The following is a 23,673-nucleotide window of genomic DNA, read 5'->3' as shown; positions in this document are numbered from 1 at the left end:
TTGATGGACCGTAACCAGCAGTTCAAAACTTATTTGCAAAACCACGCCGATGCCATTGGCAAAGTGGTTGACTACAAAGCCGGTACCGACCGGCTTTGTGCTTTAGATTTTACCGCCGCCAATACCGAGCTAAGCACCGGTATTATTGCCGATACCCAACAATTTACCCAATGGGTAAGCGATAAGCTCAAAGCCAATAATTGCCGCTACGGCATAGGCGGCTACTTGGAACACCGTACCATTTATGCTGTAAGCGCCCATTTTGATACGGAAGACGAACCTCGCCGCCTGCATTTGGGCGTAGACATCTGGGGCCCCGAAGGCACGCCCATTTACAGCCCGTTTGATGGCCTGGTACACAGCTTCCGGGATAACAATAATCTTGGCGACTATGGGCCCTGCATTATTCTGCAACACAATCTTGATGGTTTAACAGTGTATAGCCTTTACGGCCACCTGAGCCGCGAAAGCTTGATTGGTTTAACGGTAGGCCAGTCCATCAAAAAAGATGAGCAGATAGCCACCCTGGGCAATAATACCGAAAATGGTCACTGGCCACCACACCTGCATTTTCAACTGATGTTTGATATGGAGGGCAAGTTTGGCGATTACCCCGGCGTATGCAAATACAGTGAAATGGAAAAGTATAAGCTCAATGTGCCCGATCCGGGATTGGTGCTGGGGTTTTAGGGGCGTTCATGAAATCAAATAAAAATGGGGTCATGCTGAGTTTTTAAATCCACGGACTCTGAAAGTGGAAATGACTTTTAAAAAGTGAGGGTTTGTGCGAATCCCCTCTTGAGAGGGGCGGAGGGGTGTGTTATACGGGTGATAGAACGCAGGCTAACACACCCCGCCATCACCCAGTCCGGCTCTCAAGAGGGGATTCAAAAATAACCAATTCAAAAATGTCATAGATAGCCGTTTTAAATATGGTGCGTTTATCCCCTAATTATTGTCGATATTTATACTATGATCAAGCGCCTGCTCATCGGTATCGTTTTAGCAATGTCCATAATGGGCGTGGCTTATGCGCAGCCTGCATTTAAGGGCGGTCAGCAAGCGCTTGATGAGTTTATCAAAAGCAAAATCGTTTATCCCGAGTATTCCCGTCAAAACTGTATCTCTGGTGTTATTGATGTTGCGTTCAGGTTGGATAAAAACGGCAATGTCATGGATGCCAAAATTCAGCAGGGACCGGGGATTGATCTGGATGATGAGGCTTTACGCGTTATAAAACTTACATCGGGCATGTGGCAGGTTCCGGTAGATCATGTGGGCAGTACTTACTTGGTACAGCCCATTCGTTTTGACCCTAATCCGGCGCTTTGCCGTACTGCCACCGCTAAGGATATGCAGGCCGCCATTACTGATTATCGTAACCGGCAGGAGTTGGAGAACGCCGTAACCAATTATTACATCAATAAGTACCAGGGTAAAGCCGATTTGAGTAAAGAGCCAATCATCATCGCCCTAAAAAAGCAACTGGGTTTTGATGACGAACTGATAAGCGATTTGCTAAGCCAGGCCAATGAAAAACTCAAACAAAAAGATTTGGAAGGTGCCTGTACCGACTGGACTTTTATCCGTAACATAGGCAGCGATAAAGCGGATAGTTTTATTCAACAATACTGCAACAAAAAGCCCTAACCGATTTGTACTCGATTAAGGCTTTTTGAATGATTTCCGCAAACCTGCGGATAAGATCAGGCAGCTAAGCTTACCAGCTCAACATCCCCAATGGCCAACAACATTAAGCGGCCCTGGTATTCAACCCAAACATCGGCAAATCCATTACAATCATAGCCTAAAAACTTGATTATGGGGTTGCTGATGTTCAGGTTTTTCCATCTTTTACCAATGTACTTAAGTAACTGACCACGTTTTAAAGTTGTGTGCTTTGCCATAAGTTTAATTTTTAAAGGATGAAACAATAAACTAAGTTAATTAACAATTGCGAAAATATTTAACCTTTGGAATATAAATTTTCTTTTGTATCGGGTTTATTACAACCGGCTTTTAAACCTTTTGTGATAATACAAACGCCGTATTTTTATTAATTGTTTGTTTTGTAGGTGATTACCTTTAACTATTTGGTTTTTGTATAACTTTTAGGATCAAGTGCCGCCGGCGACCAGCCTTTAAAAAATTCCAGTACTTTATCTTTACTGTAGCCCTTGCCTTCTTCCAGGTATTCGGAGTTTTGGGTGTGCAGCCTGTTGCCCTTGCTATCTAAAACAATAAAAACCGGGAAGCCAAAACGTTGCGGATAACCCAGGCTGGTCATTAAGGCATCATTGGTGTTTTCCTGGCTGTAGTTTACATGCAGCACAACATAGTTGTTGTTCATGTAAGTGTTAAGGGAGCTATCCTGCGTTACCTGGTTGTTAAACTTAATACACCAGCTGCACCAGTTGCCGCCAATTTGTAAAAGCACATTTTTATGTTGGGCCGATGCTTGTTTAACAGCGGCACTTATCTCGGCCTTAGCATCTGCCGATGGATTATATAAGTGTGGTTTTTCCTGTGCTTTAACGCTTAAAGCAAATACCGAAATAAGGGTTATCAGGAGCAATTTTTTCATGGGTAGTTTTTGAACTTTTTATCCGCGTTAATTATGGTGACGGCATCATGTTAAAGCTACAAAAAAAGCATTCAAAATTTTTATGCTCTCAAAAATATTACAGCTAAATTGTTGTTTTAAGGCAATGAAAAGGCACTTGTGCACACAATGTGGAAAACTCTGAAATACAACCATAAATCAAGAACGATATTTTTGATATAACATACCCTTGGTATGCCCCGATGGTTGCTAAAAACCGTTGCGAAAGATAGGTGCCGGCGCGTATTTAAACTTGAGTTTTTTCAGTTATAAATAGTTAATATGTGTTAAAGCCCTGCGCAACGCGGGGCTTTTTTTATGAAAGGATTTTGGGATTTTGCCGAGAGTTATTTAAAGTGATTTGGTGAAGTTGACTTCGTTGCGCTTCTTACGGTGCTGTTATTTATTCTCCTCAATCCACCACTATCAACATAGCCGGCAAAATCAGCTTAAACGTGCTACCAACATCTTTCTCAGATGACACATCAATTTCAATGTCATGAAAACCGGCTATTGATTTTACAATAGGCAACCCCAGGCCGAAGCTATCCTGTTGTAATGACTGGCGGAATTTTTTAAAGCGGTTAAATATAAATGGCAAGGCCTCAGCATCAATACCAATACCGGTATCGGTTATGCTAATCACAAACTTATCATGCACGGCCACCGCCGTAATGCTGATGCTGCCACCTTCGCGGTTGTATTTGATGGCGTTGTTTATCAGGTTAAAAAACAGGTTGAACAGCAGGAATTTGTTGATGTTAACCATGTACCAGTTATCCGGTACATTCATTTCGTAATCGATATTTTTATCCTGCAGGCGAATGGAAATTTCGTCATAAACATCCTGCAAAAGTTCACTTACGCTTACCTTGTCCTCTTTTAAAAACTGCTCATTTTCTATTTGGGAAATCAACAACAGGGTTTTGGTGATGCTTTTTAGCCGGTTTAGGATTTTTTGCATTTCAAGCAGGCGCACCTTTAGTTCGTCATTTACATCCTCTTCTTCAAACATGTTTTCAATTTTTGATTGAAGGATGGATATGGGCGTCATCAACTCATGCGAGGCATTTGAGATAAATTCGCGCTCCTTATGAAACTTATCGGCAATGGTTTCTACCATTTTATGGATGCTGAGATCCAGGTGCTCAAAATCTGATGTGGTGGTACGCACCTTTCTGTACGATTGAAAGTTTGGAAATTTTTGGCCTACCAGTTTGGTTTTGATAATGATGCGGAGTGGCTTAAGTACGTAGGTGCTGTAAATCTGGTCGGCAAGTACAGTAAGCAATATCATACCTAACAGTACCTCAAAAGCAATGTTTTGCAGAGGGATGCTGGTTTCGTCAAGGGTATCTACGCTTTTACCAATTTCAAGCAGGTAGTTTTTGTTTTTTACTTTAAAAGTGTGGCTTAGTATGCGGTATTCAAGGGTATCACCCTCGCTAAACAAGCGCTTGCCACGTTGAATAGTATCTAAAAAATACTTAGGGTCAACCTCATCCAGGCTAATGTATTCGTCTTTAAGGGGCAGGTAGCTACCGTAGGCCTCGCCGTTTACAATATAGGTTTCAATGCCCTGGCTTTTTACAATCTGCAGTAATTTGTTTTTTTGTTTAATTAGCTTGCTATCAACATAATTACTACTGATATTTTTGATCAATACGGGCACCAGCAATACAAATAGTACCACAATCACCAGTTTTGATATGGTGTTAAAAAGCGTAAGTTTTGTGCCGAGTTTCAATCCTTAAGCGTTGATCTTTATTTTATAACCCAATCCGCGTACGGTTTCCAGCCAATCTGGCGGGGCAAAAGCATTTAGTTTTTTCCGGATGTTTTTGATATGCGCGTCTATATAGTTGGAATCGTAATCATTATTAACCACACTGCCCCAAATATGTTCGCTAAGCTGCATGCGGGTAAGGGTTCGGTTTTTATGCAGAATGAGGTAGGCAATTAAATCAAACTCCTTTTTGGTGATGGTATTCACCGCACTGGTGCCATATGATATGGTGCGGTTGGTAAGGTCAATTAAAAAACCATCCAGATCCATAATATTATTTTTTACGCCGAATTTTCTGCGGATGATGGCCTGCATGCGGCTTTGTAACTCCAGCAGCGAAAACGGTTTGGGCAGGTAGTCATCGGCACCTAAATCAAGTCCTTTAATGCGGTCATCAATTTCTGTGCGGGCGGTTAATATAATACAGGCTGCGTCCGATCCTGATTTTTTTAATTCCTTTAACAGATCAAGGCCATCATAATCTGGCAGCCCGAGATCTATTAAAATAAAATCGTACAAGTTGGTGGCTATCTTTTCAGATGCCGAAGCACCATCGTAACAAACCTCGCATATGTAGTTATAGTTAGTCAGAAATATTTCCAACTCCTGCGCCAGCGCTTTTTCGTCTTCGATGATCAGTACATTCATACGCCAGGGCTAATAAAACAGGTAGTAAAAAGTAAAGTTGAAGAATGATTCCCGATGATTTTCAAGTACCCCTTCAACGTTAACCGGTATCGAATAACGCCATGAGGCTTCCAGCGTATAATGTGGTCTGTTGTAAGCTATAGGCACCTTAAAGCTGTAGTTGAGCATATTAAACCTGCGGTTGTAGCGTGCCGAATTTGCATCGTCCTTCACATATATATTATCAACCTCTTGCTTGTATTGATGATCTACAGAATAGCGTTGCACAAAGTTTTGGGTACCCATTATAAAATTGAACGATGGGTTAAAGGAAAGATAATCCTGATCGTCAAAAATGCTCCAGCTGGTTTCAATGTATTTGGAGTTGGTAACAGTAACAAATGCATCGTTCGATTTACCAAAAAGATAATCGGCAATTACGCTGGTTTTCAGAAAATGCCAGTCGTAAGAGTTTTTGAGGTTGATGTCATTTGATGAGGCCGATTTAATTACGTTGGCATCCTTATTAAAAATAAACCTGGTATAGCTTGCCGCACCCGAAAACTGTTTTGAAAATTTGTAAAAATAACCGCCCCCCACGTCTACCTCATCAACTGGCTTGTACCCCAGTACTTTTAAAACAGAACCATAAGCAAAAAAGCCGGGCTTGCTGTTATAAATTATATCGCCGGTAACAAAAGGGTATTTAACCGGGCTTGTGCGACCGAAAAACAAGGCATCGCTACCATAGTTTACACCCACCGAAACAGATTGCTTCCTGATAATGGTATCCGTATCGGCAACAACATGGTAATCCCTCCCGGTAAAACCAGTTGGGTTAATGCTTGCGGCATATAAGGCATTAGTGCCGGCAACCAAAAAAAGTAAGCAAAGGTACTTCATCAAAAATCGGTAAATTGTTTGTTAACCTGTTTAATCGCCATTTCTTCGTGGTATTTCCGGCGGACGTTCCAGCCCTTCGGGGCGTCGCTGTCTTTTGGGTTTTGGTTTGGCCGGTACGGGTGTGCCGTTTTCAATCACCTTTTCGGGTTTTGCCTGCCGCTTTGCCTTAGCTACCTCTTTAATTTTATTTTTTTCTTCCTGCTCCTTTTTGCTTTTGGTGGTGGTATCTGCCAATATATCATGCTTAGATACTATTATCAAATGATAATTATAAACAGAATTTGGTGTGCTGTTTGTAATGCCGGCAGATGATAAACATGGCGCAAATATCAATAACAGGACAATATACGCAAACCACTTTATCATTGGGAGGAAGAAAAACTTAAAATTATATTCAAATATCGGTCAATATAAGCAGTAACGCCCAATGGGAGGGGCACTGTTGATAACAATTATAGCCTGTTTACGGCTGCCTGGGTTAAAAGCAGATGCAAACAGGCTATTTGTACGTTTACCGTATCTATTATGATTGGTTTATTTAATTACAATATGATGATTAAATGCTGATGCCTTTTGAAGTATAAACGCGGTTTTGATCATCAATTACAACACAGGCAATTTGGTTTAATTGGTTAATCATGTACATGCCTGCGTTAACGCCAATGTTCATAACCGGCGAAGCCATGGCATCGGCCAGCTCGGCGGTGGGGCTCATAATGCTTACGCTTTTAATTTCGCTTACCGGGAACCCTTTTTTATTGCTGGCAGCGCTTTGGAATTTTTTATTGCCTGCGCTGGCGTATCTTTCGGCATTTATAGCGGTGGCAAAAGCCATATCGCTAATGTTAAGCTGCGCGAACGGCTGTTTCCTTTGTTCCGGATCGGCAGCGGCAACTGTCCACGGTTTAAAGTTTGGCTGTGTGCCCCAGGTTAGCAAGTCGCCACCTGAATTTATAACGCCGCTGCTAACACCATTCATTTGCAATATGTATTTTGCCCTATCGGCTGCGTAGCCTTTACTGTTGGCACCAAAGCCAATACGCATTCCTTTTTCCTTTAAAAAAATGGTTTGCTTAACAGCATCAAGCACTACATTTTGATAATTGGTTTGCATAACAGTGTAAGGCGCTGTTTTAACTGTTGTGTTTTCAACTAATGGGCTATCATTACCTGCGGCATTACCTGTAAAATAGGTGATATCAAATGCACCGTGGGTAAGTTCGGATATTTGTAAAGCCCTGCTGATCAGCCTGAAAATTTCGCCATTCGCTTTTACCGGCGCTATGCCAGCATTGCGGTTAATTTGCTTGATATTACTGTCGTCGCCAAAAGCCGAGAGGAGTTTCTCAACGCGGTTAATTTCATCAATAGCAATTTCAATTTGCTCATTGGCCAGTAAAGGATCATTACCAACTACACTAATTTCAAATTTATCGCCCATGGCGTGTACATTGCGCCTAAAGGTGGTTAAATTATTACTTAAGGTTTTTACAGCCAGCATAAAATATAAATTAATTATATAGTTAAAAATTAACGACTTAGGTGTTATAAAATAGCGAGTTGTTACATTTTAAAAACACTAAGTCATCACGCTACAAAAACTAAATTAGCGGGCTTCTATGAAATTAAGATGAAAACGGTTTTGCAATTACCGTAAATGTTTAGTTTTCACATTATTTAACAATTGGCAGACAATCTTTTTGGGACTGGCGGACTGTGGGACTTTTTGGAGAAAAGATTTTTGGAGCAAGGAATAAGGACTTTTTGGGGAGAGGGGTTTTATGGGATAAGGATTCTTTTAGATGGAGGGTTTATGGAATAAAGAACAAGTGCTTTCCTGGTTTTTTGTAGAGACGCAATATTTTGCGTCTCCCGCTGTACAGATCGAATTTGCAAAGCCGGTTGAAATGTTCGCCCCGTTTGGTTTTAGACGCAAAATATTGCGTCTCTACATTTTAACAAGATTAATTTAGCCCCTTAATCTATCAATATATTCTCGCCAAATTTTTGCGATACCGTGGTGTTTTCTTTTCCATCGATACTGATCACCAGTGAATTATCAAAAGGGATCTTTTCTATCAGCGTTATGCGGGTGCCTATTCCTATATCCAATTTGATGAGGTATTGTAAAAAGGTATTGCTGGTATCCCTCACTGCCGCTACCCTGCAAGTTGAACCGGTTTTTAGGTGGGTAAGTGATACCGAGAACGACTTGGGCACTTTGCCGTTTGCCTTCGGTATCGGGTCGCCATGAGGGTCGTACTCGGGGAATCCCAGGAATTTATCGAGCCTGTCGGCAAGGGTGGCATCGCTGATGTGTTCCAGTTCTTCGGCAATATCATGAATTTCGTCCCAGTGGTAGCCTAATTTCTCTAACAAAAAAACTTCCCAAAGGCGGTGGCGACGCACTATCAGTACAGCATCTTTCAAGCCCTGGGCAGTAAGTTTTACACCTTGTTTTTTATCGTATGCTATCAGCTGTTTCTCGGTAAGCTTACGGATCATATCAACAACCGAGGCTGGGTTATTACCCAGGTTTTCGGCAATAGCGGTGGGCGTTATCTTAACATCCTTTTGCTGTGCTATCCTGTAAATGGCCTTTAAATAATTCTCTTCTGATAATGTGTACATCGACGTAATTCCCTGCTAACACACAAACATAAATAAAAAGAAGGCTGTTTTAATAACCGGCCCGGCTATTAACAGCAATCGATTTTAAACTTTTATAGCTCGTTTTGGCTAAAGCCACCTTGCTTATTACTTTTTTCCGCCCCATAAATGGGACGGCAATGAAATTACAGTGGCTTTCTAATCTGATTTTTAATTCATTGCCGTTTTGGCTTTAGCCAACGGTTAATAGAAGTGACTAATAAGATGGCTTTAGCCGAAAAAATCAGAATCTAAAAAGCGATTTTCCTGGGGCATTAACGTAAAACAGGCCTCCTGTTTAAAGGAAGCCTGTTTTGTTATTTTATATCGTTACAGCTTAGTGCCTGCCATGGCCATGATCTCCGTGGTCGCCACCACGGTTGCCGTGATCTCCGTCCCAGTGGCCGCCACCGTTTCCATGATATTGTGGGCCTCGACCACCGTGATTTCCATTATCAAAATGACCACCACGATTGTATGTTACTACCCGGCGATCATGATTACCTCTCCAGTAGTTAGCATATCTGACATCGCGGCTATCGCGGATAATTACCTGGTCGTGACGGCCCCTGTAGCCAGCATACCGGGTTCTGTAAACATCGTGCCTTAGCCATGGGCTGCGATCATTGATCACTACTTTATAACCATGGTATAAGTCATAGTTGCGGTAACGCACCGGTAAATAAGCACGGTGTACCCAAACGTTGTTATCATAGTACACATACTGATGGGTAGGTACATCATAATAGGTATCAATATCGGGCATGTAGTAATAATTTGCGGTTTGGTAACCAACAGGGCCCCAGGCCGGCTGACTGCCAATGTTAACCCCTAAGCTAAAGCTTACCTGCGCGCTGGCAGTTTTTACGGCTAAGCAGCTTAACAATATTGCTGCGGATAAGATTATCTTTTTCATTTTGTAGTAGTTTTATAATGCGCTGTTATTGTTAAAATAATTACAGGTTGCGCATTGTTTGAATGTATGACAATGTTTAACGCAAAAAGTTTAAAACTTTAATTATATGGTTTAATGATAGATAGGTGAATAGCAAAAAAAGAGGCTCTCCGTAGTTGAAGAGCCTCTTTATATAAAAATTAACAATAAAAATTAGTCTCTGTGTCCGTGGCCATGATCTTCATGACGGTCATCATGTTTATCAACACGCACGTCTTTATGTACAACTACCTTACGGGTATCGCCATTCCAATGGTTTCTGTATTTAACCTCGCGACTATCGCGGATTACGGTTTGGTCTCTGCGGCCCCTGTAGCTGGCGTACCTGGTACGATAGACAGTGTTGTGAACCCATGGGGTACGCTCGTTTACCACAACTTTGTAACCGTGGTAAACATCATAATTGCTGTAGCGTGGAGGTAAAGCCGCAGAATGTATCCAAACGTTATTATTAAAATATACGTACTGATGCGCGTTTACATCATAATAGGAATCAATATCGGGCATGTAATAGTAGTCGGCACGATCATAACCGGTTGGCCCCCATTCTGGCTGACTACCTATGTTGATACTTAAACTGATCTGTGCGCTTGCAGGTTTTATTGATAAAAAGCCTAAAACTATAGCGGCTGTTAAAATGATCTTTTTCATGGTGTGTTATTGTTTGTTTTGCTTGTATGACAATAACACAGGTATAAAGTTTAGCCCATAGCACAGTATAGCCGGTAACTAATCGGTTACAATGTTTAAATGGATAAGTAAATGTCAGGTAATGAGGTTATTCGTCGTCGCTGTCTTTTTCGACAGCTTTTTTACCGGCCATGGCCAATACCGGTTTTCCAATCACTTTATAGTTGCCTTCGCCTTTTAGTATTGATGCCAGCTGAGTTTTATCCTGCATGGTTTTTACAGCCTGGGCCAGTTCCTGGTCGTATTTAAAGTTGGCTTCGTAGCGACCTTTTTCGTAGTAATATCTTGAGGCTATCTCGTTTTCAAGTACCTGTTTAATTTCGTCTTTGTGCAGCTGTAAGTCGTTCTTTTTGGTGGCCATCAGCTTGCTTTTCAGTATATCATACTCGGCCTGAATTTCGCTGAACTGTTTCTCTTTAGTTGCCTCGGTTTTGAGGTTATTGAGTTGTTTTTCTGACGACGTGCTGTAGCTGTAATTTTTATCTGCCAGGTATTTTACAAAATCGTTATACTCGTCATCTGATAGTTTGAACGATTTGCTGTCGGTTATTTTGGCGTGCTTGTCGCGGTAAATTGTGGCATAATCAAATATCAGCAACTTGCCTACTAACGCTTGTGTTACGTTAGCGAATTTTTCCTGCTTAACAAAAATATCCGGGTATATAGCGCTGCCATCATAAACCGAACGACCAGCTTTGGTTTTAAACTCATGGATCAATGAATCGGCTACTTTAACTACGCTGCCATCATCCTTACGGTGAGTGTAGTCAATTTCCTGGATACAGCGGCCCGATGGAATGTAATATTTGGCGATGGTGATTTTCACAAGGCTGTTGTAAGGCAAATTAAACGTCTGCTGAACAAGTCCTTTACCGTAGCTGCGCTGGCCGATGATGATGGCCCTATCCAAATCCTGTAAAGAGCCTGCAACAATTTCTGACGCTGATGCCGAATGGCTGTTTACCAAAACCACCAAAGGAAGGTTTGGCTCAAGTGGTGTGCTTACAGTGCTGTAAGTAAAGTTTTTATCTTTTATTTTACCTTTTTGTGATACTACCTCAACATCTTTTTGAACAAACAGGTTCACAATTTTTACAGCCTCCTGTAAAATACCGCCGCCATTTGAGCGCAAATCGAGAATTATACCGTTAGGGTTATTCTTTTTTAAAGCAACTAAAGCGCTGGTAACCTCGGCGGCCGAGTTCTCCAAAAATTTATCGAGCTTGATGTACCCCATATTACCCTGTACCATGCCGAAGTAGGATACATTGGGTTGCTTAATTTCATCACGTAGCAGGTTTTTTTCAAACGGCTGGGCAATATTATCCCTTTTGATGAGCAGCTTTATGGCCGCGCCTTTTGAGCCTTTAAGCAACAGGCTTACCTGATCGTTATTTTTACCGTCAAGATTAATGTCGTTTATTTTTAATACCTGGTCGCCGGGGTGCACATCGCTTTTTTGTGCCGGGAAGCCTTCAAATACATCAGATACGTATACTTTATTGTTGCGTACAAAAATGCTGGCGCCGATGCCGCCGTACTGGGTACTTATGTAGTGGAGTTTGTAATCTTCAATTTCAGATTCGGGTACAAATTCGGTATAAGGGTCAAGGCCATCTAACATAGCGTCAACACCGGTTTTCACCAGTTTGGCCGAGTTGATGTCATCAACGTAGTTAATGTTTACCTCTTTATATACCGATGCGAAAACGTCCAGGTTTTTGGAGATCTGGAATAAGTCGTCGTCAAAAGCCGCAACACCAACTGCCAGCGTAATTATGCCGGCAAAAAAGCCTATCTTTTTGTATTTTTTGAAGATCACCATACACTGCGCAACATTAAAGCTTATAAAAATACTAAAAGCATCCCGATTTTTGCAAATACAGGCTCATTTACAGCCTGTTATTATCAATATTCACCAACGCTTTTTTCAAAGTGAACACCACGTATTCCCTGTTACGGTTTACCAGGTCCATAAGTTTGGTTATCAGTGCCTCTTCCTGACCCTCGGTATATTTTAATTGTTCGTCTGTAAGGTGGTTGTATTTACGTTGAACTTTAATTTTTACACGTTCCCAATCCTTATTGGTGATACTGATCTCAGCCATGATTAAATTATTTTAAGCAAAAATATAAAAAATACACAGCAGGCGAATTTAAAATATCGGGCCCGGCCCGATATTTTACCTATAGGTGTTGAAGATGGGCAGGCACAGGGATGGTTTGGCTTAAACTATCGGCCAATGGCGACATCCGCCTGGTTTGTAAAGGAATAAGGCCCGACCAGATAGGCAGCTCCAGATCTTCATCGTCATCAACCGGCATGCCACTGCGTATTTTAGCCGATGCTTCTTCAATTTTAAAAGCCAGCGCTGTTGTTTTAAGCACTTCGCGGGCTTGTATAGGGCGCAGGTAATCCCAGCTGCCCGGCACAATTTTATCGGTAAGCCATTTAAATGCTTCTGTTTTGGTTTCTGCATCTTCTATCTTCTCGGCCTGCGCAAAAATGATTACCGACCGGTAATTTACCGAATGGTGAAAAGCCGATTTAGCAACTACCAGATCATCCATCAGGGTAACCGAAATACAAACGGGAATCCCTTTTTCCAGTTCACGTATAAAGTGACTGCCGACCGAGCCGTGTATATAGATCTTGTCTTCATACCTCACAAACGCGGTTGGTATCGAAAATGGTTTGTTATCATAGCTGTAGCTGATGGTGCAATACAGCGCTTCATCCAGGATGCTGTTGATTACTTCGGGATCATAGTTGGCCCTCTTGGCCGACCGGCTGGGAATTAGATGTGATTTTGGATTAGCCATAATGTTGTTTTTTATAAAATTATGCGTTTATTGGGTGGTTAAAATCATCCAATAATTATAAAAAGAGTAGTCCAATTTTATGCAGGCGCTTTCAGCACATTTAGTATTAGATAAAGAAGCGGCCTCGCCGGTTTATCTGCAGCTTACCAACCAGCTCACAAATTTTATTAAAACAGGGATTTTAATAGCCGGATACAGATTGCCCAGCACGCGGCAATTGGCCGAGCAATTAAACGTGCACCGTAAAACGGTTACCCGGGCTTATGAGGATCTATTGGCGCAGGGCTGGCTGGAGAGTTATGCAGGCAGCGGTACCTTTGTGGCCGCTAACCTGCCGCTTATTAAACCGAAAACGATAGCTATTAACGAAGCCGATACAGTTGTTAAAGCAGGGTTTGCCATAAAAAGCCCGGTCCATTTACAAAGAGCGGTGGCTAATCTTAATATTCCCCTGCACCTTGATGATGGTTTTCCGGATACGCGCATTGCCCCGGTGCAGGATATTTCAAGGGCTTACCGTACCCAGCTTTTAACCGGCAACCCTTATGTAAGGTTGGGTTATGGCGATACCCGGGGATCTGAATGGCTGCGGAACGAGTTGGCTACCTACTTAAATGCCACCCGTGGCCTGCGGGCAACGCCGGCCAATATCCTTGTAGTGCGGGGCACCATTATGGGGCTTAACCTTTGCTGCACCGGCTTATTAGAACCAGGCGATACGGTAGTGACAGCCAATCCCGGCTGGTTGGGTGCCGAGGCCAATTTTTTGCAGGCCGGTGCCAGGCTGCTAAAAATAGGTGTTGACGAATACGGGCTTAATATCGATGAACTGGAAGCACTTTGCCAAAAACAAACGGTTAGGCTGGTATACGTAACATCGCATCATCATTACCCTACCACCGTGGCATTGCGGGCCGATAGGCGGGTAAACCTGCTGGCACTATCCCGTAAATATGGCTTCATTATTTTTGAGGATGATTACGACTACGATTTTCATTACGAAAATAAACCCCTGATGCCACTGGCCAGCGCCGATGATGCTGGTATGGTAATTTACTGTGGTTCTTTTTCTAAAACGCTTTCGCCGGCTATAAGGGTGGGGTACCTGGTAGCGTCCGAAAATGTGATTGAGCATTTAGCAAGCCTACGCCGCATTATTGACAGGCAAGGCGATACCTTACTCGAAAACGGAATGGCTGAGCTGCTGCAAAGCGGCATTATTCAACGCCATTTGCGTAAATCTTTACGATTGTACCGCCAGCGGCGAGATTTGTTCTGAACCCTGCTGAACGATAGGCTTAAAGATTATGTACAATTTAAAATTCCCGAAGGTGGCCTGGCCGTTTGGACCCAATTTGATAAAAACATCAATTTGGATGAACTGGCCCAAAAAGCAATAAAAAAAGGACTGTATTTTCAGGGACTTAACAGCTCCGCGGCTCCCGGTTTTACCCGGCTTGGTTTTGCATCATCTACCCCGGATGAGTTGGAAAGCAGTGTAGAAATACTGGCTAAACTGCTGGCAAACTCATAATTATTTTTGCCGTTTTATAAAAAACAGAGGTAAAGCAACGTTTAAAACTTTGGCGCGTCAATTGATAGTCAATAAAATGGCTTCAATGCGGCCACTTATAAACTAACTATGTTAACCATGGGGACGATGTAAATTGTACCAAAAAGTATAGCTTCGCCCCCTCAAAAATTAAAACTTATGAAAAAGTACTTATTAAGTGCGGTATTACTGATAGCAGTAAGCATCAGTGCAAAAGCACAATTTTCTTTAGGCGTTAAAGGCGGTGTCAATTTTTCGAAGATTAATACCGATAATTTAAAGGAATCAACCCTCACAGGTTACCAGGCCGGATTATTTGCTCGCGTTGGCTCGGGCTTGTATTTACAACCAGAGTTATACTTAAGCGGTACAGGTGGTAAATTCGACTCAAATAATAACGGAACAGAGTATAGTGGAAAAGTAAGGTTCACCAACTTAAACGTGCCTTTGTTGGTTGGTAAATCTTTTGGGGGTAAAGATTTAAATTTCCGTGTTATGGCGGGCCCTATCTATACTTACCAGTTGGATAAGAGCGAAAGCTTCTCAAATAACTTCACCGGTGCTTACCAGGATTTTGGCAACTACAACAAAAGCACCTTAGGTTTCCAGGCCGGTGCCGGTGTTGATATTGGTGCCATCACTGCCGATTTACGTTACGAAGGCGGTTTATCAAAAGTAAACTCTAACTATGGCCAGCGCCAAAACCTTTGGGCTTTAAGTGTGGGCTTTAAGATTTTTTAATAGTAGATTAAGAATAGAAAAAAAAAGCTCCCGGCAGACCATACTGCCGGGAGCTTCTTTTTTAAAGCCCTCTCCTTTGGAGTGGGTTGGGTGAGGCTCTATTTTGCCCCAAAAGATATCCCGGTAACTCCAGCCGTTAACGCGCCAGCTTTTACCGGTTTATAAATAAAGAATAGCTTGTGCATTTTGCCATCGGTAACCGGGTTTACGGTTATGTGGGCAACGCCTCCTTTTTGGTCTTTGGCCGGCGTTGGCATGCCGCCTTTGCCCACAAGCGAGCCGCCAACAGCATCAAGGTGTAACTCAAAGTTGAAACCCGTGCTTGGCGCAGCTTGCCAAAATGTACTCAGGTTGATAGATTTTACACCGGTAAGGTCAATGTCATCAACCGCAAACCAACCTTCAGCTGCTGGAAGGATCATCAGGTTAATACCATTGTATTTAAACGCCGTAAAGCCATTGGTTTTTTCGGTGCCCTTAAATAGGTAGTTGCTGCTGTTTAGGGTAGCAATGCCTGTGCCGGTTAAGGCTTTGATCACGTCGGTACCATCATCGGTGTATTTTGCAGTTAACACCAGGGTGGCTGTTGGCGTTTTGCCCGCATCCGGCATAATGGTGCCCGATGGTGGCAACGATTTTTTCTGATTGGCCTTATTGCCTAATGACATTACCCAGGTAATAATTTGCTCCAGGTCGCCTTTTTTGATACTTGGGTGGGCCGACATGGCCGTTTCGCCCCAAACGCCCGCGCCACCCTTAATTACTTTTTGGCTAAGCTTATTCATCGCATCAGGATCTTTCTGGTATTTGTTGCTCACATCTATAAACGCGGGGCCAATTGATTTACCTACTTCTTTATGGCAGCTTTTGCAATCCATGCTCAGCATTAATGTTTTACCGGTATTTTCTGGCGCGGTTTGCTCTAATTGCGATGCCTCAACAGGTTTTTTATAACCATCAATATAATCAACGTTAACAATGATACGTTTCGGGTCGACCAGTTTGGTTGCCGCGCCATCTGTTACCGTAACCGCGTAGCTAAGCGGTACGCCGGGTAAATAGAACGATTTATTGCCCCCCGTTAAGTTTACCAAAACCACCGGCTGCTCGTTACCGGCATAAATATCAACATTTACAGCTTTACTGGCCGCGCCCTCGGCGTCTTTAGCTTCAACGCTTATTTTATAGTCGCCGGGTTTGGTGTAGGTGTAACTTAGCTGCGGTACATCGGTTTCTTTGGTGGTGCCATCGCCCATTTTCCAGCTATAGGTTATTTTATCACCTTCGGGATCTTTGGCTTGTACCGTTAGTTTTACAGTAAATGGCAGCAATCCGGTGTTTTTATCAGCCTTTACACTGCTGATGGTTGGTGGCCTGTTGCCGCCTATGTAATCAATGCGGAACAAGCCTGCATCGGGGTTGTGGCTAAACCATCCGCTGCCATACTCCAAACCGTATAGCCTTCCATCGGGTCCAACCTCCATATCAATCATTGAGTTTGATTTTAAGCCGGGGAAGAAAGGTTCCATTTTATCAAAGTCACCTTCGGGTGTAAGGCTCACGGCTTTGATCCAGCCACGCATCCACTCGTAGGCTAAGAACTTGCCATTATAATAATCGGGATAACGGGTTTCGGCAGGGAACATATCCGTATAATAAACCGGACCTGCCATGGCATTTCTGCCGCCTGTGCCCACTTGCGGAAAATCGGGCGATGGGCCATAAGGATACCATATAAACGCCGGTTGTGCCGGTGGCAAATCTGTTAAACCGGTGTTGTTACGGGAGTTATTTACAGGGTGTTTAGGATCAAACGCCGGGCCCGATTTGCCTGTAGCGTAATCATAAATATGGTACGGTTTATTATCGCCTACAAAATATGGCCAGCCGTAGTTGCCTGCATGGCGGGCCTGGTTCACTTCATCGTAACCCATAGGACCGCGGGTATCCAGGCTGTCATTATGGGCATCGGGGCCAACCTCACCCCAGTACAGGTTGCCGTTTTTCTGATCTACCGAAATGCGGTACGGGTTTCTATCGCCCATTACATAAATTTCGGGACGGGTTTTGGGTGTGCCTTTGGGGAAAAGGTTTCCTTCGGGAATTTCATACGTGCCATCATCCTTAATTTTGATACGCATAATTTTGCCGCGCAGATCATTGGTATTACCTGCCGAACGGCGGGCGTCAAACTGCAAATGACCCGGACGATCATCCAGCGGCGCATAACCACTGGTTACATATTTTTGCCCTTTTTCATCAAAAGGGGTAGAGTTATCGCCTGCAGAGAAGAACAGCATTTTATCGGGGCCGGGACCGAAAGCGATGGAGCCGCCCGTATGGCAGCAAATTTCGCGTTGGGCTTTTACTTCCAAAATCACTTTTTCGGTCTTTTTATCAACCGTATCATTCTTAAATGTAAAGCGCGAAAGGCGGTTCACGGAACTATCGGCCGGGCTATAGTAAATATAGATCCAGTTGTTGTTGGCAAAGTCAGGGTCTTTAGCAAGTCCCAGCATGCCCTCTTCGGCATTTGTGCCGGGAGTATGTAGTGTTTTCCAGTACACATCGAAAGCACCTACCTGTTTTACCTTTTTGGTAGCATGATCAAACTTCATGATCTCGCCGCGGCGCTGAATAACCAGGATATCGAAGTTTGGTAAAATGGTCATTTCGGTAGGCTCAAAAAACTCACCTGTTGATAGCTGGGTTTTGGTAAACCGATCTTCATCCGGCGGGTTTTGTGTGCGCACTTTTGAATAGTCCAGCTCTTTGTTTTCGCCAATGGCATATTTAATGCCGGCGGTTAACATTTTAAGATAGTTTTGATCTTTATAAGTTTCATCGGTATGGCCCATGGCGGTGTAAAACGCACGGCCGCCATCGTAATCATGATACCAGGTAGCAGGGTGCAAGCCCATGCGTTTGCCGCCTTTGTAGGTGCTTTCGTCAAGGGTGATCAACACGTGTACGTCAGGAGCCAAAGCTTTTTTAAAGCTGTAAAACTCATCTATACGTTTCCATACTTTGGGCAGGTGCCTGGTAGCGTCATTATCAGCATCAACTACGTTGTAAGTACCCGGTTGCACATTAGGGTTTTTATCGTGAATGCCGGGGTGGTCATAAAACCAATCGCCCATTAAACGGCCATACCATCCCCAGTCGTACTCGGTATCGGCCGCGGCATGGATACCTACGTAACCGCCACCGGCCTGTATGTAGCGCTCAAATGCCGCTTCCTGGCGGTAATCAAGCACATCGCCCGTGGTACTTAAAAATATAACGGTTGAGTATTTTTTTAGCGTGGTATCATTAAACATCGCCGAGTTTTTGGTGGTATCCACATCAAACCCGTTCTCTTTCCCCAGTTTTTGAATGGCTGCAATCCCCGCATCGATAGATGCATGGTGAAAGCCCATGGTTTTTGAAAAAATAAGTACCCGCGGTTTATCCGGACGGGTTTTGTTGCATGAAAAGTAAGTACAGCTGAGCGCTATAAAAACTAACAGGGCGATTTTTTTCATATCGACTTATTATGTGGTTGGTTTAAAATTGGTATTTCGAGGACGGTATTCTGGGAGCTATGGTATCAAATTGTTACAATTGACACACTACCAAATTTATAATTAATAATTGAAGTATCAATATCTATTGTGTTATTGTGACACAATATTTCTTTTTTAGGAGTAAGGATTTTTGGACGAAGGAATAAGGACTTTTTAAGGAAAAAAGTTTTGTTTTAACCGGAATTTTTTAAGTTGGTCGAATTTTAAAACTCTGATAATGCAGTAAATGCTTCGGCGATTGAGGTAGTGGTTGTCTGATTTTAATCTTTATTCCAAAAATCTTTGCTCCTTGCTCCCAAGAAAAAAAAGTCTTAAAAACAGCAAAGCCCCTGATGGGCAGGGGCCTTTACTAACCAATTATAAACCTAAATTATGAGAAGAGCTGTAGGAGAAGGAGTCGAACCTCCACGGAGTGGTTATTTTTATTGCTAAAAGTTTCCCAATTTCTCCGCCACCGCGACAAGGAGGTGTGTCTGCCAAAAATTTCACCATCCTACAGTATAAAAATCCCGTCTTTCATGGATTTGCTGTTGGGGAAGGATTCGAACCTCCACAGAGTAGTTAGCCCGCTTCGGGTTTTCTATGATCTCCGCCACCGGGACAAGGAGGTGTGTCTGCCAAAAATTTCACCACCCAACATTGATTTTCTTTTAAAGAACTACCGGCAATTGTCATTTGCTTGATACAAATTTAAGAGACCTGTCAATTCCTTGCAAATATTTCAACAAAAATATTTTATTTTTATTCAAATTTTAATTAAACTTGTATTTCAATATAGATATTCAAATTTATGTCCCACAGAAAAGCTCAAAATTTAGAAATTGATAATCTTGATATCCAGATTTTATCAATATTGATGAAAAATGCTACTACTCCATATACCGAGATAGCTAAAGAGTTAATAGTTTCTGGCGGTACTATCCACGTGAGGATGAAAAAGTTAGAGGAGATGGGGGTAATCAAAGGCGCCAGTTTAGAGGTTGATCCGCAAAAATTAGGGTATGATATTACCGCGTTTTTGGGCATCTATCTTGAAAAAGGATCACAATATAATGAGGCTGTAAAACAGCTTAAAACGATAAAAGAAATAGTAGAACTGCACTACACCACCGGTGAGTGGAGCATATTTGCTAAAATTGTATGTCATGATACTACCCACCTGCGCGAGGTTTTAAACGAGCAGATACAGGGTGTAAAAGGCATTCAACGTACCGAAACCTTCATATCGCTTGAAGAAAGCATCAGAAGGCAGATTACCTTAGAATAACCCCGTTCTTTAGATTTTAACGATTTTTTAAGAAGGGCTGTCATGTAAGTGACGGCCTTTTTTGGATCAGGATTTTCAGAATTTAAGAATGAACAAAATCTTTTCTAATTCTGGATTAAGTAGATTGAGCAAATTAATCGAGCTTTTAGATTTGATTTTCAGATGAATAACTATCAAAGGTAATTCTGCTAATCTTAAAATTCTGTAAATTCTGATTCAGACATTACGCCGCGTTCGATATATATTTCACCAAACTCCGCTTAGCCACCGGCAATAAAGTTTGCTCCAGCGGGAAAGTAATATCGCTATGCACATAATAAACCGCCGGATTGGGAATAAATTTATTGCGGTTGATGAGGTTTAGCTTCAGGGCCTCGGGCGTATTTACGATGCTGTATTCGTAGTTTTCAATAAAATTAATGTTGATGCCGCGGTATTTATCGTCCTTGCCTTCAAAAATGGTGATCTGGTATTCATAAATAAAGCCGGTGCGCTCCTTGCCATTCCTGAGCGAAAAGTAGCCGTGATAGGGCATCAGCGGCATGATACCAATGGGGTTAATATTGAGTCGGCTCTCCACAAAATCATAAATTTCTTTACCTAATTGAATGGCGGGGTTCATTTTGGCCAGAGCAAAGGCGATGGTCTGCTCAATTTCTTGCATGCTTTGATCATCCTGTATTATTTTTTGGTAGGTAAGCTTTACAGCGTCAATATCGGCCTGGGTTAAGCGCTGCGGAAAGGCCTGCTGCATGAGCGATTTGTTCTTTTTAAAATCGACCAGGTTGTTGTAGTGAAAAATTAAGTCGGCGAGGTTGGGGTACAGCCTGCTTTTATCAAAGTGGCGATTAATTTCCTGCAGGTAGTTTAGCAGGAGGTACTTTTTATGCTCAAAATCAATAAACCCCTCAATAAACCAGTTAACGCCCAGTGGTTTCATATTTTTCAGGCTCCTTTCAATAGCTTAAATTAAACAAAAAACACCAACTTTGCAATATGCCCTTAGGAACTCTTTATTTAATCCCTGTACCCCTTGCCGACGAAGCGGCGGCCAAATCATTCACCCCGTATTTGGTTGATACTATTAATAGCATCAAAGAATATATTGTTGAAAATGAGAAAACTGCCCGTCGTTTTTTAAAAGAAGCGGGTTTAAAAACGCCGCAAAGTGAACTTATTATTCATGATTATGGTAAACATAACCGCGATATGGGTAATGCCGATTTTTTTAAAGGCCTGCAAGCGGGTAATAACGTTGGTTTAATGAGCGAAGCCGGCTGCCCGGGGATAGCCGACCCCGGTGCAGAAATTGTTAATAAAGCCCACCGCATGGGTATTAAAGTTGTGCCACTTGTTGGTCCGAGTTCTATTTTGCTGGCGCTGATGGCATCGGGCTTTAACGGACAAAGCTTTACCTTTAACGGCTACCTGCCTATTGATAAATTGCTCCGTTCTAAGAAGATCAAAGAGCTTGAAAATCTGGCTACTAAAAACGACCAGACGCAGATTTTTATTGAAACCCCGTTCCGTAATAATCCGTTGTTAGAAGAAATCCTGAAAACAGCCTCGCCCAAAACAAAATTGTGTATAGCTACAGATCTTACCGCAGCTACGGAGTTTGTGCAAACCAAAACTATAGCCGAGTGGCAAAAGAAAGTGCCCGAATTACATAAACGCCCAACCATCTTTTTACTTTTTCATGGATAGGTAATGCAAATTACGCAGCAACATACCAGTGTGTTGATAGTAGGCGCCGGTCCGTCGGGATTGATGATGGCTGCCCAACTACTGCGTTATGGCGTACAACCCATTATTATTGATAATAAGCAAGGCCCTACCGATAAATCAAAGGCATTGGCAGTACAGGCACGGTCGCTTGAGATCTACCGGCAAATGGGCGTTATCGATAAGATAATAGAAGGTGGTAAAAAAGGTGGCGGCGTTATTTTTAATGAAGATGGCAAACAAATTGCCGAATTATCATTGGATGATGTAGGTGAGGGGCAAACAGCCTTCCCTTATATATTGATGTACCAGCAAAATAAAAACGAGCGCTCGCTGCTTGATTTTTTAACATTGAATTGCTGCCCCGTTTACTGGAATACATCATTGTTAAGTGCTACTCAAACCACCGGCCAGGTTGCTGTACAGCTGCAAACCGGCGAAAGCCTGCAAATACTTACCTGCGATTGGCTGGTTGGTGCCGATGGGGCGCACAGCGTAGTACGTAAACAATTACAAATACCGTTTTCTGGCGATACCTATCAACATAAATTTTACCTGGCTGATGTTAAGATTGCGAATAAACTGGGCGATAAGGTAGACTTGTTTTTAACCCGAAAAGGGTTTGCCGGATTTTTTCCAATGCCCGAAGAGGACTGTTATCGTATAGTTGGTAACCTACCCGATGGGTTTGATAATAAGGCAGAATTGCAAATTGGAGATATATTGCCGTTTTTAAATTCCATAACCGGCCAGGATATTGAAATAAAACAAACCAATTGGTTTACAGATTACAGGCTGCATCACCGGATGGCTGATAAATTCAGGGTGCAGCGTTGCTTTTTAATTGGCGACGCGGCGCATATTCATTCGCCGGTTGGCGGGCAGGGGATGAACACCGGTTTGCAGGACGCCTATAACCTGGCCTGGAAACTTGCCGGTGTGGTGAACGGGCAAATTAAAGCATCTGTTTTAGATAGCTACGCCGCCGAACGGATGCCCGTTGCCAAAGACCTGCTTAATACTACTGATAGAATTTTTAAACTGATACTATCCCGTAATTGGTTTGTGGGTTTGTTTAAAAAATGGTTACTGCCATCAGTATTGAGAACTGCCTGGAGTAAGCCTAAGATTAAAGAAGCGTTTTTTAAGCGGGTATCACAAACCGGTATTAGCTATCGTGATAGCCAAATTAACCTGCACCTGAGCCTGTCGACCGAGATAAAAGCCGGCGACAGGTTACCGTACCTTAAAGTGTACGACGAAAAGAAACAACAGGAAACCGACTTGCATGAATGGTGCAGCAAACCCGGCTTTACCATGATCACCCTCGGCAAATTGCAGGACTTAGATCTGTTTACCCTTGCCAAATGGATCACCCAAAAGTATCCAGCTAACGTCAACTTTTTTTACCTGCCACCATCAGCCAAAAACCAACAGGTGTTTGATGCTTTCGGAATCAAAGAAAACCGGAAAATGGCTATCATTGTTCGGCCAGATCTGCATATTGGTTTTATGAATGATGTGGTGGATATTGATATGATGGATAACTACCTGCAAAATGTGGTGGGGGTAATAGGAGGGACTGCCTCAGATAAAACCGGCGAATTTAAAAACTATTACCAGGGTGCTTAAGCAGCCCTTTTGAGCTTTTTTGTTAACGGGCAAAATCATAATAAAAAAAGCGCGTGTGTTTTTGTAACACAGACGCTTTTATCGAAACTATTATGAAAAAAGGGTATTGCTACCCAACTTTGCCCTGCAACGCCGCTGGATAACGATGTAAAGAT

At 42.6% G+C, this 23,673-nt stretch carries 23 protein-coding genes and 1 tRNA gene; 8 read left to right on the top strand and 16 right to left on the bottom strand.

Annotated elements, in window-relative coordinates; all coding sequences use genetic code 11:
* The first annotated feature begins 3 nt into the window (after positions 1 to 3).
* Both QWZ17_RS15695 and QWZ17_RS15690 read left to right on the top strand, forming a co-directional pair.
* Positions 4 to 690 carry a peptidoglycan DD-metalloendopeptidase family protein gene (locus QWZ17_RS15695; RefSeq protein WP_290306206.1) on the top strand — a complete coding sequence of 229 codons (687 nt, stop codon included), beginning with the start codon at positions 4 to 6 and terminating at the stop codon, positions 688 to 690.
* 282 nt (positions 691 to 972) lie between these two features.
* Complete coding sequence (locus QWZ17_RS15690) at positions 973 to 1,650, top strand: TonB family protein (protein WP_290306205.1); 678 nt, start codon at positions 973 to 975, stop codon at positions 1,648 to 1,650.
* Positions 1,651 to 1,706: 56 nt separating this feature from the next.
* Here the strand turns inward: QWZ17_RS15690 and QWZ17_RS15685 are convergent, their stop codons facing one another.
* From QWZ17_RS15685 to QWZ17_RS15625, 13 genes are all read right to left on the bottom strand, one after another.
* The gene (locus QWZ17_RS15685; RefSeq protein WP_290306204.1) at positions 1,707 to 1,907 is read right to left on the bottom strand and encodes a hypothetical protein; all 201 of its coding nucleotides are present in this window, start codon (positions 1,905 to 1,907) and stop codon (positions 1,707 to 1,709) included.
* A 182-nt stretch (positions 1,908 to 2,089) separates the two neighbouring features.
* Complete coding sequence (locus QWZ17_RS15680; RefSeq protein WP_290306203.1) at positions 2,090 to 2,584, bottom strand: thioredoxin family protein; 495 nt, start codon at positions 2,582 to 2,584, stop codon at positions 2,090 to 2,092.
* Positions 2,585 to 3,014: 430 nt separating this feature from the next.
* Entirely contained in the window at positions 3,015 to 4,349 is a 1,335-nt protein-coding gene (locus QWZ17_RS15675) for a sensor histidine kinase (RefSeq protein WP_290306202.1), read from the bottom strand.
* Between the two features lie 3 nt (positions 4,350 to 4,352).
* A complete protein-coding gene (locus tag QWZ17_RS15670) occupies positions 4,353 to 5,036 on the bottom strand; it encodes a response regulator transcription factor (RefSeq protein WP_290306201.1) in 684 nt (227 codons plus the stop codon).
* A gap of 9 nt (positions 5,037 to 5,045) precedes the next feature.
* The gene (locus QWZ17_RS15665) at positions 5,046 to 5,918 is read right to left on the bottom strand and encodes a hypothetical protein (RefSeq protein WP_290306200.1); all 873 of its coding nucleotides are present in this window, start codon (positions 5,916 to 5,918) and stop codon (positions 5,046 to 5,048) included.
* A 30-nt stretch (positions 5,919 to 5,948) separates the two neighbouring features.
* Positions 5,949 to 6,284: a hypothetical protein gene (locus QWZ17_RS15660; protein ID WP_290306199.1), complete on the bottom strand. Its 336-nt coding sequence runs from the start codon at positions 6,282 to 6,284 to the stop codon at positions 5,949 to 5,951.
* Between the two features lie 190 nt (positions 6,285 to 6,474).
* Positions 6,475 to 7,419 carry an FAD:protein FMN transferase gene (locus QWZ17_RS15655; RefSeq protein ID WP_290306198.1) on the bottom strand — a complete coding sequence of 315 codons (945 nt, stop codon included), beginning with the start codon at positions 7,417 to 7,419 and terminating at the stop codon, positions 6,475 to 6,477.
* Between the two features lie 476 nt (positions 7,420 to 7,895).
* Positions 7,896 to 8,549 carry a metal-dependent transcriptional regulator gene (locus tag QWZ17_RS15650; protein WP_290306197.1) on the bottom strand — a complete coding sequence of 218 codons (654 nt, stop codon included), beginning with the start codon at positions 8,547 to 8,549 and terminating at the stop codon, positions 7,896 to 7,898.
* Positions 8,550 to 8,904: 355 nt separating this feature from the next.
* Positions 8,905 to 9,483: a hypothetical protein gene (locus tag QWZ17_RS15645; RefSeq protein ID WP_290306196.1), complete on the bottom strand. Its 579-nt coding sequence runs from the start codon at positions 9,481 to 9,483 to the stop codon at positions 8,905 to 8,907.
* A 192-nt stretch (positions 9,484 to 9,675) separates the two neighbouring features.
* Positions 9,676 to 10,173 carry a hypothetical protein gene (locus tag QWZ17_RS15640; protein WP_290306195.1) on the bottom strand — a complete coding sequence of 166 codons (498 nt, stop codon included), beginning with the start codon at positions 10,171 to 10,173 and terminating at the stop codon, positions 9,676 to 9,678.
* Positions 10,174 to 10,300: 127 nt separating this feature from the next.
* Entirely contained in the window at positions 10,301 to 12,037 is a 1,737-nt protein-coding gene (locus QWZ17_RS15635) for a S41 family peptidase (RefSeq protein WP_290306194.1), read from the bottom strand.
* Between the two features lie 67 nt (positions 12,038 to 12,104).
* On the bottom strand, positions 12,105 to 12,320 hold the full coding sequence (locus tag QWZ17_RS15630) for a hypothetical protein (protein ID WP_259095720.1): 216 nt from the start codon (positions 12,318 to 12,320) through the stop codon (positions 12,105 to 12,107).
* 79 nt (positions 12,321 to 12,399) lie between these two features.
* Complete coding sequence (locus QWZ17_RS15625) at positions 12,400 to 13,035, bottom strand: pyridoxamine 5'-phosphate oxidase family protein (RefSeq protein ID WP_290306193.1); 636 nt, start codon at positions 13,033 to 13,035, stop codon at positions 12,400 to 12,402.
* Positions 13,036 to 13,114: 79 nt separating this feature from the next.
* Here QWZ17_RS15625 and QWZ17_RS15620 point away from each other — a divergent pair, with 79 nt between their 5' ends.
* From QWZ17_RS15620 to QWZ17_RS15610, 3 genes are all read left to right on the top strand, one after another.
* The gene (locus tag QWZ17_RS15620) at positions 13,115 to 14,314 is read left to right on the top strand and encodes an aminotransferase-like domain-containing protein (RefSeq protein ID WP_290306192.1); all 1,200 of its coding nucleotides are present in this window, start codon (positions 13,115 to 13,117) and stop codon (positions 14,312 to 14,314) included.
* Positions 14,315 to 14,407: 93 nt separating this feature from the next.
* Positions 14,408 to 14,569, top strand: coding sequence for a hypothetical protein (locus tag QWZ17_RS15615; RefSeq protein ID WP_290306191.1), 162 nt, complete (start codon positions 14,408 to 14,410; stop codon positions 14,567 to 14,569).
* A 177-nt stretch (positions 14,570 to 14,746) separates the two neighbouring features.
* Positions 14,747 to 15,328 carry a porin family protein gene (locus QWZ17_RS15610; RefSeq protein WP_290306190.1) on the top strand — a complete coding sequence of 194 codons (582 nt, stop codon included), beginning with the start codon at positions 14,747 to 14,749 and terminating at the stop codon, positions 15,326 to 15,328.
* A 98-nt stretch (positions 15,329 to 15,426) separates the two neighbouring features.
* On the opposite strand, the gene QWZ17_RS15605 is transcribed toward QWZ17_RS15610, so the two are convergent.
* Positions 15,427 to 18,852: a ThuA domain-containing protein gene (locus tag QWZ17_RS15605; RefSeq protein ID WP_290306189.1), complete on the bottom strand. Its 3,426-nt coding sequence runs from the start codon at positions 18,850 to 18,852 to the stop codon at positions 15,427 to 15,429.
* Positions 18,853 to 19,421: 569 nt separating this feature from the next.
* Positions 19,422 to 19,533: transfer RNA gene (locus QWZ17_RS15600), tRNA-Asp, on the bottom strand.
* 151 nt (positions 19,534 to 19,684) lie between these two features.
* Between QWZ17_RS15600 and QWZ17_RS15595 the strand changes: the two genes are divergently transcribed.
* Complete coding sequence (locus QWZ17_RS15595; protein ID WP_076373882.1) at positions 19,685 to 20,161, top strand: Lrp/AsnC ligand binding domain-containing protein; 477 nt, start codon at positions 19,685 to 19,687, stop codon at positions 20,159 to 20,161.
* A gap of 223 nt (positions 20,162 to 20,384) precedes the next feature.
* Here QWZ17_RS15595 and QWZ17_RS15590 read toward each other — a convergent pair whose 3' ends face one another.
* The gene (locus QWZ17_RS15590) at positions 20,385 to 21,101 is read right to left on the bottom strand and encodes a hypothetical protein (protein WP_290306187.1); all 717 of its coding nucleotides are present in this window, start codon (positions 21,099 to 21,101) and stop codon (positions 20,385 to 20,387) included.
* A 56-nt stretch (positions 21,102 to 21,157) separates the two neighbouring features.
* On the opposite strand from QWZ17_RS15590, the gene QWZ17_RS15585 reads away from it, so the two are divergent.
* Both QWZ17_RS15585 and QWZ17_RS15580 read left to right on the top strand, forming a co-directional pair.
* Positions 21,158 to 21,868 carry an SAM-dependent methyltransferase gene (locus tag QWZ17_RS15585; RefSeq protein WP_290306186.1) on the top strand — a complete coding sequence of 237 codons (711 nt, stop codon included), beginning with the start codon at positions 21,158 to 21,160 and terminating at the stop codon, positions 21,866 to 21,868.
* A gap of 3 nt (positions 21,869 to 21,871) precedes the next feature.
* Positions 21,872 to 23,518, top strand: coding sequence for an FAD-dependent monooxygenase (locus QWZ17_RS15580; RefSeq protein ID WP_290306185.1), 1,647 nt, complete (start codon positions 21,872 to 21,874; stop codon positions 23,516 to 23,518).
* Positions 23,519 to 23,673 lie beyond the last annotated feature (155 nt).

The organism is Mucilaginibacter flavus (genome assembly GCF_030409315.1).
GTDB classification, from domain to species: Bacteria; Bacteroidota; Bacteroidia; order Sphingobacteriales; family Sphingobacteriaceae; genus Mucilaginibacter; species Mucilaginibacter flavus.
The sequence above is the reverse complement of the archived record's forward strand: the minus strand, read 5'-3'. Positions and strand labels throughout refer to the sequence as shown.

Excerpts from the sequence above, each read along its gene's own strand:
- QWZ17_RS15695 (WP_290306206.1), top strand. The coding sequence starts at position 4 with ATGGACCGTAACCAGCAGTTCAAAACTTATTTGCAAAACCACGCCGAT.
- QWZ17_RS15690 (WP_290306205.1), top strand. The coding sequence starts at position 973 with ATGATCAAGCGCCTGCTCATCGGTATCGTTTTAGCAATGTCCATAATG.
- QWZ17_RS15685 (WP_290306204.1), bottom strand. The coding sequence starts at position 1,907 with ATGGCAAAGCACACAACTTTAAAACGTGGTCAGTTACTTAAGTACATT.
- QWZ17_RS15680 (WP_290306203.1), bottom strand. The coding sequence starts at position 2,584 with ATGAAAAAATTGCTCCTGATAACCCTTATTTCGGTATTTGCTTTAAGC.
- QWZ17_RS15670 (WP_290306201.1), bottom strand. The coding sequence starts at position 5,036 with ATGAATGTACTGATCATCGAAGACGAAAAAGCGCTGGCGCAGGAGTTG.
- QWZ17_RS15665 (WP_290306200.1), bottom strand. The coding sequence starts at position 5,918 with ATGAAGTACCTTTGCTTACTTTTTTTGGTTGCCGGCACTAATGCCTTA.
- QWZ17_RS15660 (WP_290306199.1), bottom strand. The coding sequence starts at position 6,284 with ATGATAAAGTGGTTTGCGTATATTGTCCTGTTATTGATATTTGCGCCA.
- QWZ17_RS15655 (WP_290306198.1), bottom strand. The coding sequence starts at position 7,419 with ATGCTGGCTGTAAAAACCTTAAGTAATAATTTAACCACCTTTAGGCGC.
- QWZ17_RS15650 (WP_290306197.1), bottom strand. The coding sequence starts at position 8,549 with ATGTACACATTATCAGAAGAGAATTATTTAAAGGCCATTTACAGGATA.
- QWZ17_RS15645 (WP_290306196.1), bottom strand. The coding sequence starts at position 9,483 with ATGAAAAAGATAATCTTATCCGCAGCAATATTGTTAAGCTGCTTAGCC.
- QWZ17_RS15640 (WP_290306195.1), bottom strand. The coding sequence starts at position 10,173 with ATGAAAAAGATCATTTTAACAGCCGCTATAGTTTTAGGCTTTTTATCA.
- QWZ17_RS15635 (WP_290306194.1), bottom strand. The coding sequence starts at position 12,037 with ATGGTGATCTTCAAAAAATACAAAAAGATAGGCTTTTTTGCCGGCATA.
- QWZ17_RS15630 (WP_259095720.1), bottom strand. The coding sequence starts at position 12,320 with ATGGCTGAGATCAGTATCACCAATAAGGATTGGGAACGTGTAAAAATT.
- QWZ17_RS15625 (WP_290306193.1), bottom strand. The coding sequence starts at position 13,035 with ATGGCTAATCCAAAATCACATCTAATTCCCAGCCGGTCGGCCAAGAGG.
- QWZ17_RS15620 (WP_290306192.1), top strand. The coding sequence starts at position 13,115 with ATGCAGGCGCTTTCAGCACATTTAGTATTAGATAAAGAAGCGGCCTCG.
- QWZ17_RS15610 (WP_290306190.1), top strand. The coding sequence starts at position 14,747 with ATGAAAAAGTACTTATTAAGTGCGGTATTACTGATAGCAGTAAGCATC.
- QWZ17_RS15605 (WP_290306189.1), bottom strand. The coding sequence starts at position 18,852 with ATGAAAAAAATCGCCCTGTTAGTTTTTATAGCGCTCAGCTGTACTTAC.
- QWZ17_RS15595 (WP_076373882.1), top strand. The coding sequence starts at position 19,685 with ATGTCCCACAGAAAAGCTCAAAATTTAGAAATTGATAATCTTGATATC.
- QWZ17_RS15590 (WP_290306187.1), bottom strand. The coding sequence starts at position 21,101 with ATGAAACCACTGGGCGTTAACTGGTTTATTGAGGGGTTTATTGATTTT.
- QWZ17_RS15585 (WP_290306186.1), top strand. The coding sequence starts at position 21,158 with ATGCCCTTAGGAACTCTTTATTTAATCCCTGTACCCCTTGCCGACGAA.
- QWZ17_RS15580 (WP_290306185.1), top strand. The coding sequence starts at position 21,872 with ATGCAAATTACGCAGCAACATACCAGTGTGTTGATAGTAGGCGCCGGT.